The organism is Sphingomonas sp. 3-13AW (assembly GCF_049311085.1).
GTDB lineage: Bacteria > Pseudomonadota > Alphaproteobacteria > Sphingomonadales > Sphingomonadaceae > Sphingomonas.
On record NZ_JASNVZ010000020.1, the window covers coordinates 53,376 to 67,876 of the forward strand.

Genomic DNA, 14,501 nt, shown 5'->3' on the forward strand with positions numbered 1-14,501 from the left:
GATACCCAATGGGTTGCGTGAGTCGTGGAGCATAGCCGATGCGTGAATTCAACAAGGTCGACCACTGGGACAGCGCGGCCGACCGATACGAGAAGACGGCGCATCCCTACACGGCCCGCTATGTCGAGGCCGCGCTGGCCCATGTACCGCTGACGCCCGCATCCCGCGTGCTCGACATTGCAGCCGGAACCGGCGCGCTCGCCTTTGCCGCTGCGCGGACGGGGGCGCAGGTTCTCGCAACGGACTTCTCGCCAGGCATGGTCGCACGCATCGCGGCCAAGGCGGTGCCGCACGTCGAAGCGCGGGTGATGGACGGTCAGGCGCTCGATCTGCCCGACGCCGGCTTCGACGCGGTGTTCTCAATCTTCGGCGTGTTCATGTTCCCGGACTGGCGCAAGGGACTAGCCGAGATGGCACGGGTCACACGACCCGGCGGATACGGCGTCGTCGCGGTGTGGCAGGACCGTGGCGCCGGCGCCTTCATGCTGCTCGGTCAGCTGATCCGGAGATTGTTTCCCGAGCGTGATCTGTCCCCCATGCCGGAGGCGATGGCGATCCTCAGCACGTTAGAGGGCCTTTCCGGCGAACTGGTCGAAGCAGGCTATCGTGATCCGCACATCGAGCGAGTGACCCGCGACTTCGACCTGAACATGGCGATGTTGGATGATCTCGACGCGCTTTTTGGCCCATCACCCGACTGGACGAGCTTGGACGCTACGCAGAAAGATGTGATTGTCTCTGAACTGCGTCGAATCGCCGGCGGGCGGCCCGAGCTTCCGATCCCTTCCACCGCGTTGATCGGTGTAGCGCGACGGGGATAGGTCGCGAGATCGCGCGCCTGCCGCTCCGAGCACGAGAGCTTCCGCTAAGAGCGATCGCACGATGCGAGCGCATTCGGTGTCGCAAAAGGCGGGACATACGCCAGGCCCGAAACTCAGGATATGCGCGACAAGGCCGTGCAGTTCGCTCGCCAATTGCAGACATTCGGGACCTTGCAATTGTTATCGTCGCCGGGCACCTTCCGGACGCCGAAAATAGAGTTGCAGGTCGGTAGCTCCTGCGCCCGTTCATCGGGTTCTTCCCAGCCACGGCGTCAACCCAACTCGTTTGGGAAGGCGCTGACACGGGTTTCGCGTCTTCCCGGCTGATGCCGAGGAACTTCGATGTTTCAACTCTCGATAGCGGCTCTCGTTTTCGCCACGCTGTTCGCCGGCGCAGCACTCTACATAAGTCTCGTCGAACATCCTGCGCGTCTTGAGTTGGCAGATGGTCCTCTGCTGGCGCAGTGGCAGCCCAGCTACAAGCGAGCGCTACCCATCCAGTCCGGGTTAGCGATTGCCGGGGGCGCGGCGGGGCTGATCGTTGGGTATCTTTCGGCGGATTGGCGGTGGTTTGCTGGAAGCATCCTGTTGCTCGCCAACTGGCCATTCACGCTCTTTGTCATCATGCCTGTCAACAGGCGCTTGATGGCGATGTCGGTAAGCGAAGCGGGCGCTGCAAGCCGGACGATGCTGGTGCAGTGGGGGAAGCTGCATAACGTCAGGAGCGCACTTGGAGCAGCTACGGCACTGCTCTTTGCCTGGGCATTGGGAAGCACAGGCTAACGGCCGCTCTCCACCAGTGCACAGTGACGTAGTTGCAGAAGCGCGACATATGCGACGCCGGGATGCCAGCATTTTCGCGACAACGGCATGGCAGCTTGCGCCGGTCCTGCACCCACTCGGGCGCATCGGCGGGGGCCACGATCTCGCGATGCTCGATGCCTTGCATGCGGGTGTAGTCCTGGACGATGCCGGTGCGCTCGTCCGCGATCTCCACGCCCGCACGGTAGGCCGCTGCCGGCGTCGCGCTGCGACCGGCGGACCGGCCTACCGTCCCACCGCAAGATGGAAGCTCGCCAGCGTGCCGATTGGGGCCGGACGGTAGGGATCTGAGGTCCAAGACCTCGAACGGGCCGCAGGGCGCTCCAGCGGGCCAGCACGGCCATGTGGTGGGACCGCCTCAAGGATGGCTCTACGCGGCCCTGATTGGCCTGGACAGATCTTCGCGGCAGCCCTCGCCTACCGCTGGGCTCGAGAAACCCAAGATTGAGCAGCACCTGTATGGCTGCGCCGGTCGCTGGAACGCCAAGACCCACACCTGCAAGGGCGGATGGGTGCCGTTGCAGGCGCAATAGACCCTCAATTTATGGGTGCACGATAATTGTTGTGCGTCTGATTTAATGGGTGTACGTAAAATCGTGGAGATCGAGTTCGACCCGGCCAAGGATCGCGCCAATGCCGCCAAGCATGACATGTCCCTGCTGGCTGCGGAAGGGTTCGATTGGGACACGGCGTTGGAGCGCGAGGACGACCGCTTCGATTATGGCGAGGTCCGGTTCGTCGCCCTCGGCCTGATTGGCGATCGCCTGCATGTGCTGGTGTTCACCGAAGGCTCCCACGAGGACGCGGTGCGCGCCATCAGCCTGCGACCGGCGGAGAGACACGAGGTGAGGTTCTACTATGACCAAGTTTGATCCCGAGTTGCACGACGACAACCCGCCGCTGGATGCCGCGTTCATGGCCGAGATGACGCCCTCCAGGCGCGGGCGGCCGAAATCGGAAGCGCCCAAGGTCGAGGTGAAAATCCGCCTGGATGCCAAGACGGTCGAACACCTGCGCGGCAGCGGCCCCGGATGGCAGACCCGCGTGAACGCCCTGCTCGGCCGCCTGGTGGCAGGAGGCCAAATCTAGCTAGCAGACATGATCTCTCCCGACTGATGGGTCGCATCCTTAGGACGCCATTATAAGAAACTGGCCGGGAATGCCGCCTCTGCAAGGTGAATCAGGTAAGGCTTTGCGCGTGGGCGCTTTCGGCATTGCGGTTGGAGCGCCATTACAAATGGCGGACTGTATCCATGCGCTGATGCAGGATGCGGATAACGGCGATGCCACAGCTGGTCGGCCGAAAATAGATAACGTGCTGCTCGACGCCACGCCGCCGATAGCCCGGCCGGATATTGGCGCAGCCTTGCGCCTGCTGCGGCGCTTCGGCCAGATCGGCGCAAGCGGCCTCGGTAAGGTCGGTGTAGCGCATTGCCAGGGGCAAATTCCAATGCGCCACGGTGTAGTCGAATATCGCGTCGAGGTCGCGCTGCGCCCTCGGACTGAGCCGGTATTCAGCCATGCTGCTCGGCTTTGCGCCGCTTGAATGCGGCAAAGTCGAACAGTTCTGGCTCCCCGCTCTGCTCGCCCTCGATCAGCGCCTGACGAATGCTCTCCATCTCAAGGCCCCGCTCTTGCTCGCGTCGGATGAGGTCACGGATCGCCTCGCTGTCGTTGGTGTAGCTGCCGGCGTCGATCTGCGCGGCAATCCACGCATTCTGCTGCTCGGTAAGGGTAATGGTTTTGCGCACGGTCGCCATAGCGGCCTCCATTTCTCATACAACAGTCCTGCCCATTATTGTGCGTCTGAGCGACCATCAATTGCAGGCCGCTATAGGTAGTGCGAGCAAGCCGATGACCGTCATCGCGCAGCCGGTGAGCAGCACGCCCAAGCCGATGCCCCGGACCCGCCGCTGCTTGCCGATCTCGCCTGCCGCAAGCAACGCGGCACCCCCCAGCAGCAGCGCTAGGCCTACATCAGATGCGGTCACGGCGTATCACGCTTGGGTGCCGCCGCTGCGAAAGAGGATCTCGATCAACTCGGGGCACAGGTCCCGATAGGTGTAGATGACCTGCAGCCAGTCGCAATGTGCCGCCAGCGTCCAGAACCCCCCGTGCGCCAGACCCACGCACACATCGTCGTTTACCGCGTCGGTATAGCCCCCCGAATTCATAATCCAGGCGATGGCATCATCCTCCGACCCGGTGAGCCCGATCAGCAGGCCGAGGATCTCGATCAGCGTCATCCGACCGTCCTCGCCGCCGTACCGGCTGTCGGGATCACCGAGGATGAGATCGACGAAGTTCGAATAGTGCGACATTTCCAGACGCAGGCGATCCAGCATTGCATCGCTGACGGGGTGTTTGGGGTCGTTCATGTTCGCTCCGCTTCAGATGCGCGCGAACCTATCGAGGACGGCAGGCCTGTGAATCCGTGGAAACGGCCAGGTAAATTTACGGATGTGCAGGCGCTCAGCGCTCGCCTGCACAGGGCTTGAGCGCCCTTGGGTCTTAAACAGATCCAGGAAAATGAAGATGATTGGGGATCCAAACGTTCCGCTGACCCCACGAGAGGACGAGGTGTGCCGCCTCATGCTGAAGGGGTTTTCTGCCAGAGAAATCGCGGACATTTTGAGCAGCCGAACGCGAACGGTCGAACAACATATCAACAACGTACGCAACAAGCTGGGCGCTGGGAACCGAGTTCACATGGCCGTGCACCTGCTCATCCGCGGGATCATCACGATGACGATCAACGACCTGTAGCCGCATCAGGTCAGTCGACGGCAGATCCGTGACAGATCGATACGTCTTTAACCAAAATGCCGACGACCGGCGAAATTCAGGCAGCCGGAAAGAAATCTTCCTCGCCCTGCCCGAAAAACCGGTCTCGTCGGCATTATGGATAAGGAGGATCGTATCTCGTCCGACTTATCGTCGCCCGGGACGAGCTATGGCAGCCCCCGTGCCTCTCAGTCTCTTCCTGCCACCGCGTTCAGGATCGCACGTCCATAAGCGGTTTTCTTGAAGCGCTCGCCGGCTTCCCGGGCCTGTTCGGCGGAGATGAAGCCCATCTCGTATGCGATCTCCTCCAGGCAGGCGATCTGGATGCCCTGGCGATGCTGGAGCGTCCGCACGAACTCGCTGGCTTCCAACAGGCTGTCGTGGGTGCCGGTGTCGAGCCAGGCATAGCCGCGGCCCATCTGTTCGACGTAGAGATCGCCCGCTTCCATGTAGAGGCGGTTCAGGTCGGTGATCTCGAGCTCGCCGCGCGGCGAGGGCTTGAGGTTGCGGGCATATTCGACGACGCGGTTGTCGTAGAAATAGAGCCCGGTCACCGCGTGGTGGGACTTGGGAACCTCGGGCTTTTCCTCCAGGCTGACGGCGCGCCCGCCCTCGCCGAACTCGACCACGCCATAGCGCTCGGGATCCTCGACGCGGTAGCTGAACACCGTGGCACCGTGCTTGCGCGCGACGGCGCTCGCCAGCAGGTCCGTCAGGTGCGCACCGAAGAAGATGTTGTCGCCCAGCACCAGCGCCACATTGTCGTCGCCGATAAAGTTCGCGCCGATGGTGAAGGCCTGCGCCAGGCCATCGGGGCTCGGCTGCTCGGCATATTGGACCGCCAGGCCAAACGCCGACCCGTCGCCGAACAGGCGGCGGTAGTTGTCGAGATATTCGGGGCTGGAGATGATCAGGATGTCGCGGATGCCGGCGAGCATCAGCACCGACAGCGGGTAATAGATCATCGGCTTGTCGTAGACCGGCAGCAGCTGCTTGTTCACTGCCAGCGTTGCCGGGTGGAGCCGGGTGCCGGATCCGCCGGCCAGAATGATACCCTTCATTTCGCAGCTCCGATCAGTTCGTCGAGGATGTCCGACAGGGCCTCCGCCCAGGGACGCGGCTCGATGCCATAAGCGACGCGAATGGCGTCGTGGCTGAGCAGCGAGTTGGCGGGGCGTCGGGCGGGGGTGGGATAGTCAGCGGTGGTAATGGGCATGACGCTGGCGGTGGCACCGCCACGCAACGCGGACTGGCGGAAGATTTCGGATGCAAAGCCGGCCCAGCTCACGGCGCCGGCGTTGCTGAAGTGGAAGGTGCCGGTCGGCGCCTCCGCATCCTCGACCAGGCGGATCGCGATGGTCATCAGCGCCTGGGCAAGGTCGGCGGCGCTGGTGGGACTGCCGATCTGGTCGTCGACCACGCTCAGCGTGTTCCGGCTCTCCGCTACCCGCAGCATCGTCTTGATGAAGTTATGCCCGTGCGCCGACACCACCCAGGCGGTGCGTACGATCGCATGGCGCGCGCCGGAGGTGCGGACCGCCAGCTCGCCGCCGAGCTTTGAGGCACCATAGACGCCGAGCGGGGCGACGGGATCCTCGACTTCCCACCCACCCTCGCGGTCACCCGCAAAGACATAGTCGGTCGATACCTGCACCAAGGGGATGTTCGCTTCCGCGCAAGCCTGTGCAAAGGCGGCAGGTGCCATCGCGTTGACCGCCCAGGCGGTGACCAGGTCCGTCTCCGCCTTGTCGACCGCGGTATAGGCTGCACCATTGATGACCGCCGCCCAGGGGCGCCCGTCGTCCCCGCTGGCGACCTTGGCCATGACTGCCGCGGTATCGCGCAGGTCGAGCGTGTCGTGGTCGATTGCGACGACCTGCCAGCCTTCGGGCCAGCGGCAGCGCTGCAGCTCGGTGCCAAGCTGCCCGCCGGCGCCGGTGACGAGAACGGATCGAAGGTCGCTCAACCGCAACTCCTATGTCGACAGGTAGACAGGTCTACGGAGATCAGGCGGCGACGCCGCGACGCTCGGATGCCTTGGCTGCGACCAGCGGACGCCACCACGCTTCGTTGGCGAGATACCATTCGATGGTCTTGCGGATCCCGGTCTCGAAGGTTTCGGCCGGCGTCCAGCCCAGTTCCTCGCCGATGCGGCTCGCGTCGATCGCATAGCGCTTGTCGTGGCCCGGGCGATCGGCGACCGAGGTGATCTGCTCGGCATAGGACTTGCCGTCGGCGCGGGGCTTCAGCTCGTCCAGGATGGCACAGACGGTGTGCACCACCTCGATGTTCTGCCGCTCGTTATGGCCGCCGACATTGTAGGTACGGCCTGGGGTCCCGCGCTCGAACACGGCCTGTAGCGCGCGAACGTGATCCTCGACGTACAGCCAGTCACGCACCTGGTCGCCCTTGCCGTAGACGGGCAGCGGCGCGCCATCCAGCGCCTTGGCGATCATCAGCGGGATCAGCTTCTCTGGGAAGTGATAGGGGCCGTAGTTGTTCGAACAGTTGGTAATCAGCACCGGCAGGCCGAACGTATGCCCCCATGCCGAGACGAGGTGATCCGAACCCGCCTTGCTTGCCGAATAGGGCGAGCGCGGGTCGTAGGGCGTTTCCTCGGTGAACAGGCCGGTGTCGCCCAGCGAGCCGTATACCTCGTCCGTGGAGATGTGGTGGAAGCGGAAGGCCGCCTTCGCCTGCTCGTCCAGCCCCAGCCAATAGGCGCGTGCCTCGGCCAGCATGGTGTAGGTGCCGACGACGTTGGTCTGCACGAAGGCACCCGGGCCGTCGATCGAGCGGTCGACGTGGCTCTCGGCCGCCAGGTGGGTGACGACCTCGGGCTTGAACTCGGCGATTGCCGCGCGCACCGCCTCGGCATCGCAGATATCGCCCTGGACGAAGCGGTAGCGGTTCGACTGGGCAACCCGCTCGACTGTCGTGAGCGTGCCGGCGTAGGTCAGCTTGTCGAAATTGAGGACCTCATGATCGGTGTTTTCGATCAGGTGCCGGACAAGGGCCGAGCCGATGAAACCGGCACCGCCGGTGACGAGGATACGCATGCGGGTTTCCTTCAGGCGAGCGGCGCCAGCGGGCGGCCATCATAAGGGAAGGGGCTGTCGAAATCTGCGAGAAGCGGCTGCACCGCGTCCTTTGCCGAAAGCTCGGGCGTGGTGCCTGCCGGCATCGGCCAGGCGATGCCGCCTGTCGACCCGTCGACAGCGGTCAGTGCCGGATCGTCCCAGCGGATGCCGCCGTCATGGTCGGGCGCATAGGTGTCCGAGCATTTGTAGGTGACTTCACAGTCAGGCTCGAGAGTCACGAAACCGTGCGCGAAGCCGATCGGGATGAACAACTGGTGCCCATTTTCGGCCGAAAGCTCGGCACCAACCCACTGACCGTAGGTCGGCGAACCCTTGCGGACGTCCACCGCCACGTCGAAAATCCGCCCGCGGATGCAGCGAACCAGCTTGTCCTGCCCGCGCGGTGGGGTCTGGAAATGCAGGCCGCGAAGGGTAAACGCAGGCACCGACAGCGAGTGGTTATCCTGCACGAAGGTGCATTGGATGCCGAATTTTTCGAATGCGGGCACCGAATAGACTTCGGTGAACCAGCCACGGGCATCGCCAAAGCGCTTGGGGCGGATAAGTTGGACAGGGGATGCATCGGTCATTGAATGCGGCCTAACGCGATCCGGATATTAGCGCAACGCGAGCTGCGCGAGCGCAGAAAAGCAAGATCCGCATCTTCCTAACCGGGGATGAAATAGAGGAAGACAGTATGCGATAGGTTCGTGATTGCGCTTGTCAAAGCGGCATCTGAGACCAAAAAAATGGCGGCCCGAAGGCCGCCATTTCTTTCGAAAGTGTCGACAGCTTAGTTGCTGTCGGACTTGTCGTCGTTGTCGACTGCGACGACGATACCGGCGATCACAGCAGCGGCCGCCAGGACGCCGATGAAGATGCCGCCGCCGGCCAGCTCGTTCGACTGCTTAGCCGAGGTCGAAGCCTTGACGCTCTTAGCAACCGACAGCGACGCAGCGCCGTTGGCCATAGCCGGTGCCGCGATCAGCGACGATGCCACGACGGCGGTAAGCAGCTTGCCCATACGCATAGTGTACGCTCCCTTGTTAAATCTAATCCCGCGGGCCGATACCATCGGCCCTGACGTGGCACAACCCAGTTACTGCATTGCAGTAGAATACTGACCCGGGTGTTGATTAAATGCAACGACCCGGATCAGGCTGCAACGGCTACACGGCTTCCATGTTCCTGCAAGACCCAACGTTTTTCGTCCTCGAACGCCATCGCGGTAAGAATACCTGTCCGGTAGGCGCCGGTATCGAGCCCGATACGGTGAGGAAGTTCGACAACCTCCTCTGAGATGGTGTGACCATGCACCACCCGCTTCTCAGGTGCCATGCGTGCGTTCAGGAACTGGTCCCGGATCCAGCGCAGGTCGGCGGGCCGCTGGTCCGCCAGCGCGATACCAGGGCGGATGCCCGCGTGAACGAAGACATAATCCCCGGCCACAATCATGTCCTCGAACGATTCGAGGAATTCGCGGTGCGACGCGGGAACCGCCTCGACCAGCAAGCGGTGAAGCTGTTCATAATCGGCATCTGCGTACGCCTGCGGGCTGACACCATAGCTGAGGATCGTCTCCGCGCCGCCGATCCGGTTGAACAGGCGCAGCGCCTTCGCATCCCCCGATAGCGCGTGAAGGAACACTTCCTCGTGGTTGCCGAGCAGGAACCGCACGTTGGGGCGCTCGGCCTGCAGGGCCATCAGCCGGTCGATTACCTGGGCGGAATCGGGGCCCCGGTCGATCAGGTCGCCGAGGAAAATCAATTCCCCCACCGGCCCGCCGCGCTCCGCGTCGTCGCGGACGATCTGGCTTAGCAATCCCTCGAGCAGGTCGAGCCGACCATGGATGTCGCCAATGGCATAGAGCCTACGCCCCTCTGGGGCCCTGCCAACCGGCGCTGCATTTTTTGGACGTCGAAAGAGGAGTTTCGTGAGCATCGAGACTGCACTAGGCCCTTTGCCATGAATAGGGAATGTCGGCAGATGGTGCGGCGCACTCGGCGTGCAAGTCTCGTTCGTAGCATCGGTACGGCGCTGGCAGCCTGGCTTGCCGTGCTTCCGGCCGTGGCGGCAGATCCGGTGTTCACTGCCGTCCGCCAGGCAGACACCCTGCTTGCCCGCATCGGTTATCGCCTGGCGACCGCGAATGCTGCGCTGTGCGACCGCCAGGAACCGGGCTTGGGCCTCGTGCTCCACACTCCGGACCAATATTCCCGCGACCTGCGCGCCGCCGCGATCCGCTACTTCCAGCTGAATGGCCCGGTCGGCGTCGAGGCGGTGATCGAAGGCTCTCCCGCAGCGGAGGCGGGCATCCGCGCCGACGACGCGCTGCTCGCGATCGGCACCGCCCGGTTTGCGCCGCCGGACCCCGAGGCCGAGGCGACCACCGCTTCGGCCGTACGGATCGCAGCGCAGCTTGCCGAGCTCCCGTCTACCCAGCCTCTGGAGGTGCAGGGCCGCAGGAGCGGGACGCCGTACACCAGGACCGTTCGCCCGGTGCCGGCCTGCCGCAGTCGTTTCGAGGTCGAGATCGGCACCGAGTGGACCGCCAAGGCGGATGGCGAAATGGTGCAGATCGGCAGCCCCTTTCTGGAGACCTATCCGGAGGAGCAGCTGGCGGCAGTGGTTGCCCATGAACTCGCGCACAACATCCTGCGCCACCGCGAGCGGTTGACCGCGAAGGGTGTTGATTATGGCATGCTCTCGGGGTTCGGGCGCAACGTCCGCTATTTCCGCCAGACCGAGCTGGAGGCTGATATCCTGTCGGTGTCGCTGCTCGCGAACGCCGGCTACGACCCGGAAGGGGCAGTGCGGTTCTGGAAGGATTTCGGGCCGAAATATGCCGGCGGGATCCTGCGCAGCCGCTCCCATCCGGCATGGGGCGACCGAGTAACGACGATCCGCCACGCGATCGCCGGCCTTGGTAGCGAGCGACCGCAGCGTCCGGCCATTCTCGCGGCCCGCGACCGGCCGCTCGATGGAAACTGGTCGGTGTTGCTGGTGCGTACTCGGTGAATTCAAGGTGTAGAGGTTAGTTCGCATCCGCGGCCGTAGCCATCAGGTGACGACGTCCGGTGCCTGCCGCCCGGTATGGGCACGGATCGAGAGCAACGTCTCGGCTGCGGCGACCAGCGGCGCCAGCGCATCGCCGGTGACAAGATCAAGCCGCCCCTTCGCGGGCTCATAGCGTTCGAGGTAGACGCGCAGCGTCGCGCCTTCGGTACCGGTACCCGACAGGCGTACCACGATGCGTGACCCACCCTGGAAGCGGATGCGGACGCCCTGGTGGCTGCTGGTGCTGCCATCGGTGGGGTCGGTGTAGGCGAAGTCATCCGCCGCCTCGACCACCAGCTCGCCGACCGTCTCGCCCGACAAGCTCGCAAGCCGCCCCCGGATGCTCGCCATCAGTGCATCGGCACCGCTAGTGGCGATGCCCTCATAATCATGGCGTGCGTAGTAGGTGCGGCCATAGGTCTGCCAATGCTCGGTCATTAGCGCGGCGACCGGGATTTTCCGGACTGCCAGGATGTTGAGCCACAGCAGCACCGCCCACAGCCCGTCCTTCTCGCGGACATGGTCCGATCCGGTGCCGGCGCTTTCTTCGCCGCAGATCGTCGCCATGCCGGCATCGAGCAGGTTGCCAAAAAACTTCCATCCCGTGGGTGTCTCGTGCAGCGGAATTCCGAGCTTTGCGGCAACTCGGTCGGCAGCCTGGCTGGTCGGCATCGAGCGGGCGATGCCCTTCAGCCCGGCGGCATAACCAGGCGCCAGATGCGCGTTTGCCGCCAGTGCTGCGAGCGAGTCCGAGGGTGTCACGAACATGCCGCGCCCGATAATGAGGTTGCGATCGCCGTCGCCGTCCGAGGCCGCACCGAAGTCCGGCGCATCCGCGGCCATCATCCGCTCGTAGAGCGCGTGGGCATGGACCAGATTGGGATCCGGGTGATGGCCGCCGAAGTCCTCCAGCGGGGTGCCGTTCACGACCGTCCCGGCGGGGGCGCCGAGCCGCGCTTCCAGGATCGCATGGGCATAGGGGCCGGTCACCGCGTGCATCGCGTCGAAGCTCAGGCGGAAGCCGCCGGCGATGAGATCTCGGATCGCGGCGAAGTCGAACAGCGTTTCCATCAGTTCGGCATAACCGGCAACCGGATCGACGACTTCGACGACCAGCTCGCCGACGCGTTGTTCGCCAAGCGTGGCGAGATCGACATCGGGGGCGTCGGCGATGCGATACCGGTCGATCACCGTCGTGCGCGCATAGATCGCGTCCGTGATCTTCTCGGGCGCCGGACCGCCATTGGCGACGTTGTACTTGATACCGAAGTCGCCGTCCGGGCCGCCGGGATTATGGCTGGCCGAGAGGATCAGGCCGCCTAGCGCCTGGCGCTTGCGGATCAGGTTGGAGGCGGCAGGCGTCGACAGGATCCCCCCCTGCCCCACAACTACCCGGCCAAAGCCGTTGGCCGCGGCCATGCGGATTGCGGTCTGGATCACGGCTTGGTTGTGAAAACGTCCGTCGCCACCGATTACTAGCGTGGCCCCCGCCGGCGCCGCAATCGCGTCGAACACCGACTGGATGAAGTTTTCGGCATAATGCGGCTGCTGGAACACCCCCACCTTCTTGCGCAGGCCGGATGTGCCGGGCTTCTGGTCCGCGAATGGGGTGGTAGTGATCTCGGGCATGAAGAGCTCCTGATGGGGGAGCCGCAGTTTGCAGGGGTGGCGACGAACCGCAAGTGACGTCGTCGGCTTATCGGCACGGCACGTCCTGCTGCTTTGAACCTTGCGTTCCTAGGCAGGGTGGCGTCTGACGAGGCGATGAATCTTCCCGAATATTATCATTCCTGGATCACCTGGATCGGCGACGGCACGGGAGCGCCCGACGCCATTCTTCACATCCATGCAGGACTTGCCGTGCTGTTGCTGACGCGCCTTGTAAGCGGCCGCTCGCTCGGCACCTTCATCCCCTTTGCAGCGGTGGTGATTGCGGAAGCGGGTAACGAGATCATGGATTATCTCGTCTATGGCATGCGCTGGGCCGATACGCTGTCAGATGTCGCCAACACGCTCTTCTGGCCGCTGGTGATCAGCCTGGGCGTGCGCCTGCGGCCGATGGCAGCGCGGGATTGGAACCGCCGCTGAGGCTGTACGTGCTGACTGCGATATCGGGATCGAAGCGGCAGGAGGCTAAGTGATGATACGGCTCAATGCCCGTACGTCTTAATCCCGCGGCGGCGTAGTTGGCGGAGACGTCGCCGCCGAAGCGCGATCGTACCCCACGAGGTGCCGACAACTACAACTCCGGCGATGAGCGCCAGGGCGATAAGAATGCGTGTTTCGTACATAATATAGATTGATCATGCCGGTTAGGTGCCGGGTCGGCAAGAGTGCGATGCTATGAGGGCCTCTAAGGCCATCCCCTGTGCGGATTCGCTTCTAGGTCTGGGTGAGGCACCATCCTTGGATGGTGTTGTCCGGCCGCCGCCGGATGGTGGGTCATGGCATGACCCGGTCTCGGTGTATGAGCATATACATGTCGACACCGAACCGCTCGACTGTTCCCCAGGAAGCAGGCGGCCGGGCGCAGCACGAAGGAATTCATACTCGAAAGCACGAACGGGATGCCCCTAGCGGCGGCCTTCCTCTCAGACACCTCCGCATGAGGGTGTTCAGATTCGTGCTTTCGAGTAGAAATAGCCCATGACCCAATCGCCCTCCCCCCGCGCCAAGAGCGGCAAGCCCAAGGCCGTACCCCAGGGCGAGCTGTTCCTGCTCGACAGCCCGCTGCAGGGCGAGATCCGTGGCGAGCGGTCGCTGATGGCGTTCCCCTTTTTCGCGCTGGCGAAGAATGCGTGGATGAAGCCGCTGACCTACAATACCGAGAGCGTCTCGATCGAGGTGCGACCTAGCGCTAGCGGCGTGGCGACGATCTACGACAAGGAAATCGTCCTCTACATCGCCAGTCTGATGGCCGCGAAGATCGAGGCAGGCGAAGAGGTGGCGCAGGATTTCGTCTTCACCGCGCACGACCTGTTCAGCGTCACCGGCAGTAACCATTCGGCGCGATCCTACGGGCGACTGTCGGAGGCGCTGGAGCGCCTGCAGGGCACCCAGATCAAGACCAACATCGAGGCCGGCGGCGAAGGCGAAGAGGGCTTCTTCTCCTGGCTGTCGGAAGCCAAGCTTCACTATACCAAGACGCGGAGCGGCGAGCGGCGGCTGAAGGCGGTAAAGGTCCGGCTGTGCGACTGGTTGTTCCGGGCGATCCTGCGCGATCGTCAGGTGCTCAACTATGCGCACGCCTATTTTCAGCTCGGACCGATCGAGCGGCGGATCTACGAGGTGGCGCGCTCCACTTGCGATACCGATCGGGTGGAGGTCGACCTTGCGACCTTCCGCCTCCAGATCGGCTATCAGAATCCGCTCGCCAACTTCCGCAACGCGCTCAAGCAGATCGCGGGCACGAACGCGATCCCCGACTATCAGCTTGAACTGGTAGAGACCGTCGCTGCGGCCGAGCCCGCCCGCCGGGGACGCAAGTCGAACCCGGTACGCGTCGTCATCACCCCGCGTGCTCCCGAACTGCCTAGAGCCACCCAGCCTGGATCAGGGGCCGGATCCAAATCAGAGGCCGCGGAGCCTGGCGCCTAATTATACTCGAAAGCACGAACTCTCAGGCCGAACCTGTCGGAGGTACGAGTCGTAGCTGCGAAAGCCACCGGTTGCCGCCGTCGGGAGGCCGCGTTGTGCTACGTTAGAGTTCCTCGCCCATGGGCCTCATTTCCGTGGAAACGTCCTGCAGGGGAATGGGGTTACTTCGCCACCGCGTTCAGGATCGCACGCCCATAGGCGGTTTTCTTGAAACGCTCGCCGGCTTCCCGGGCCTGTTCGGCGGAGATGAAGCCCATCTCGTATGCGATCTCCTCCAGGCAGGCGATCTGGATGCCCTGGCGATGCTGGAGCGTCCGCACGAACTCGCTGGCTTCCAACA

20 protein-coding genes are annotated in these 14,501 nt (G+C 63.7%); 8 read left to right on the forward strand and 12 right to left on the reverse strand.

From position 1 onward, the window contains the following. The first annotated feature begins 38 nt into the window (after positions 1 to 38). Both QP045_RS16840 and QP045_RS16845 read left to right on the forward strand, forming a co-directional pair. Positions 39 to 821 (forward strand): class I SAM-dependent methyltransferase, encoded by a 783-nt coding sequence (locus tag QP045_RS16840; protein WP_422516156.1) that lies wholly within the window; start codon positions 39 to 41, stop codon positions 819 to 821. A 342-nt stretch (positions 822 to 1,163) separates the two neighbouring features. Continuing rightward, on the forward strand, positions 1,164 to 1,604 hold the full coding sequence (locus QP045_RS16845) for a DUF1772 domain-containing protein (RefSeq protein ID WP_422516157.1): 441 nt from the start codon (positions 1,164 to 1,166) through the stop codon (positions 1,602 to 1,604). Here QP045_RS16845 and QP045_RS16850 read toward each other — a convergent pair. Then, the gene (locus QP045_RS16850) at positions 1,561 to 1,818 is read right to left on the reverse strand and encodes a MobA/MobL family protein (RefSeq protein ID WP_422516158.1); all 258 of its coding nucleotides are present in this window, start codon (positions 1,816 to 1,818) and stop codon (positions 1,561 to 1,563) included. The two genes, QP045_RS16845 and QP045_RS16850, sit on opposite strands and share 44 nt — an antisense overlap. A 421-nt stretch (positions 1,819 to 2,239) precedes the next feature. On the opposite strand from QP045_RS16850, the gene QP045_RS16855 reads away from it, so the two are divergent. Both QP045_RS16855 and QP045_RS16860 read left to right on the forward strand, forming a co-directional pair. After that, a complete protein-coding gene (locus QP045_RS16855) occupies positions 2,240 to 2,515 on the forward strand; it encodes a BrnT family toxin (RefSeq protein ID WP_422516159.1) in 276 nt (91 codons plus the stop codon). Further along, the gene (locus QP045_RS16860) at positions 2,502 to 2,732 is read left to right on the forward strand and encodes a BrnA antitoxin family protein (protein ID WP_422516160.1); all 231 of its coding nucleotides are present in this window, start codon (positions 2,502 to 2,504) and stop codon (positions 2,730 to 2,732) included. Before QP045_RS16855 ends, QP045_RS16860 begins: the two co-directional genes overlap by 14 nt. Before the next feature lie 142 nt (positions 2,733 to 2,874). Here the strand turns inward: QP045_RS16860 and QP045_RS16865 are convergent, their stop codons facing one another. Genes QP045_RS16865 through QP045_RS16880 form a run of 4 tightly spaced genes read right to left on the reverse strand, consistent with a single transcriptional unit; the run spans position 2,875 to position 4,021 of the window. Beyond that, positions 2,875 to 3,165: a type II toxin-antitoxin system RelE/ParE family toxin gene (locus tag QP045_RS16865; protein ID WP_422516161.1), complete on the reverse strand. Its 291-nt coding sequence runs from the start codon at positions 3,163 to 3,165 to the stop codon at positions 2,875 to 2,877. Then, the gene (locus QP045_RS16870; protein ID WP_021224656.1) at positions 3,158 to 3,403 is read right to left on the reverse strand and encodes a type II toxin-antitoxin system ParD family antitoxin; all 246 of its coding nucleotides are present in this window, start codon (positions 3,401 to 3,403) and stop codon (positions 3,158 to 3,160) included. The genes QP045_RS16865 and QP045_RS16870 overlap by 8 nt, the downstream gene beginning before the upstream one ends. 57 nt (positions 3,404 to 3,460) lie before the next feature. Beyond that, positions 3,461 to 3,634 carry a hypothetical protein gene (locus QP045_RS16875; protein WP_422516162.1) on the reverse strand — a complete coding sequence of 58 codons (174 nt, stop codon included), beginning with the start codon at positions 3,632 to 3,634 and terminating at the stop codon, positions 3,461 to 3,463. 6 nt (positions 3,635 to 3,640) lie between these two features. Continuing rightward, positions 3,641 to 4,021, reverse strand: coding sequence for a hypothetical protein (locus tag QP045_RS16880; RefSeq protein ID WP_422516163.1), 381 nt, complete (start codon positions 4,019 to 4,021; stop codon positions 3,641 to 3,643). Between the two features lie 151 nt (positions 4,022 to 4,172). On the opposite strand from QP045_RS16880, the gene QP045_RS16885 reads away from it, so the two are divergent. Beyond that, positions 4,173 to 4,409 (forward strand): helix-turn-helix domain-containing protein, encoded by a 237-nt coding sequence (locus tag QP045_RS16885; RefSeq protein WP_422516164.1) that lies wholly within the window; start codon positions 4,173 to 4,175, stop codon positions 4,407 to 4,409. Between the two features lie 206 nt (positions 4,410 to 4,615). Here the strand turns inward: QP045_RS16885 and rfbA are convergent, their stop codons facing one another. From rfbA to QP045_RS16915, 6 genes are all read right to left on the reverse strand, one after another. Then, complete coding sequence (gene rfbA, locus QP045_RS16890; protein WP_422516165.1) at positions 4,616 to 5,488, reverse strand: glucose-1-phosphate thymidylyltransferase RfbA; 873 nt, start codon at positions 5,486 to 5,488, stop codon at positions 4,616 to 4,618. After that, a complete protein-coding gene (rfbD, locus tag QP045_RS16895; protein ID WP_422516166.1) occupies positions 5,485 to 6,393 on the reverse strand; it encodes a dTDP-4-dehydrorhamnose reductase in 909 nt (302 codons plus the stop codon). The genes rfbA and rfbD overlap by 4 nt, the downstream gene beginning before the upstream one ends. A gap of 40 nt (positions 6,394 to 6,433) precedes the next feature. Then, positions 6,434 to 7,486 carry a dTDP-glucose 4,6-dehydratase gene (gene rfbB / locus QP045_RS16900; RefSeq protein ID WP_422516167.1) on the reverse strand — a complete coding sequence of 351 codons (1,053 nt, stop codon included), beginning with the start codon at positions 7,484 to 7,486 and terminating at the stop codon, positions 6,434 to 6,436. A gap of 11 nt (positions 7,487 to 7,497) precedes the next feature. Further along, positions 7,498 to 8,097 (reverse strand): dTDP-4-dehydrorhamnose 3,5-epimerase, encoded by a 600-nt coding sequence (gene rfbC / locus QP045_RS16905; RefSeq protein ID WP_422516168.1) that lies wholly within the window; start codon positions 8,095 to 8,097, stop codon positions 7,498 to 7,500. Positions 8,098 to 8,300: 203 nt separating this feature from the next. Further along, positions 8,301 to 8,537, reverse strand: a complete 237-nt coding sequence (locus tag QP045_RS16910) for a hypothetical protein (protein WP_422516169.1) — start codon at positions 8,535 to 8,537, stop codon at positions 8,301 to 8,303. A gap of 125 nt (positions 8,538 to 8,662) precedes the next feature. Continuing rightward, entirely contained in the window at positions 8,663 to 9,706 is a 1,044-nt protein-coding gene (locus QP045_RS16915; RefSeq protein WP_422516170.1) for a metallophosphoesterase family protein, read from the reverse strand. On the opposite strand from QP045_RS16915, the gene QP045_RS16920 reads away from it, so the two are divergent. Further along, on the forward strand, positions 9,698 to 10,525 hold the full coding sequence (locus tag QP045_RS16920; protein ID WP_422516176.1) for a M48 family metalloprotease: 828 nt from the start codon (positions 9,698 to 9,700) through the stop codon (positions 10,523 to 10,525). The genes QP045_RS16915 and QP045_RS16920 overlap by 9 nt on opposite strands. A gap of 42 nt (positions 10,526 to 10,567) precedes the next feature. On the opposite strand, the gene QP045_RS16925 is transcribed toward QP045_RS16920, so the two are convergent. Beyond that, positions 10,568 to 12,193 (reverse strand): alpha-D-glucose phosphate-specific phosphoglucomutase, encoded by a 1,626-nt coding sequence (locus QP045_RS16925; protein WP_422516171.1) that lies wholly within the window; start codon positions 12,191 to 12,193, stop codon positions 10,568 to 10,570. 135 nt (positions 12,194 to 12,328) lie between these two features. Between QP045_RS16925 and QP045_RS16930 the strand changes: the two genes are divergently transcribed. Then, the gene (locus QP045_RS16930) at positions 12,329 to 12,652 is read left to right on the forward strand and encodes a hypothetical protein (protein WP_422516172.1); all 324 of its coding nucleotides are present in this window, start codon (positions 12,329 to 12,331) and stop codon (positions 12,650 to 12,652) included. 558 nt (positions 12,653 to 13,210) lie between these two features. After that, complete coding sequence (locus QP045_RS16935) at positions 13,211 to 14,161, forward strand: replication initiator protein A (protein ID WP_422516173.1); 951 nt, start codon at positions 13,211 to 13,213, stop codon at positions 14,159 to 14,161. Positions 14,162 to 14,501: the final 340 nt, after the last annotated feature.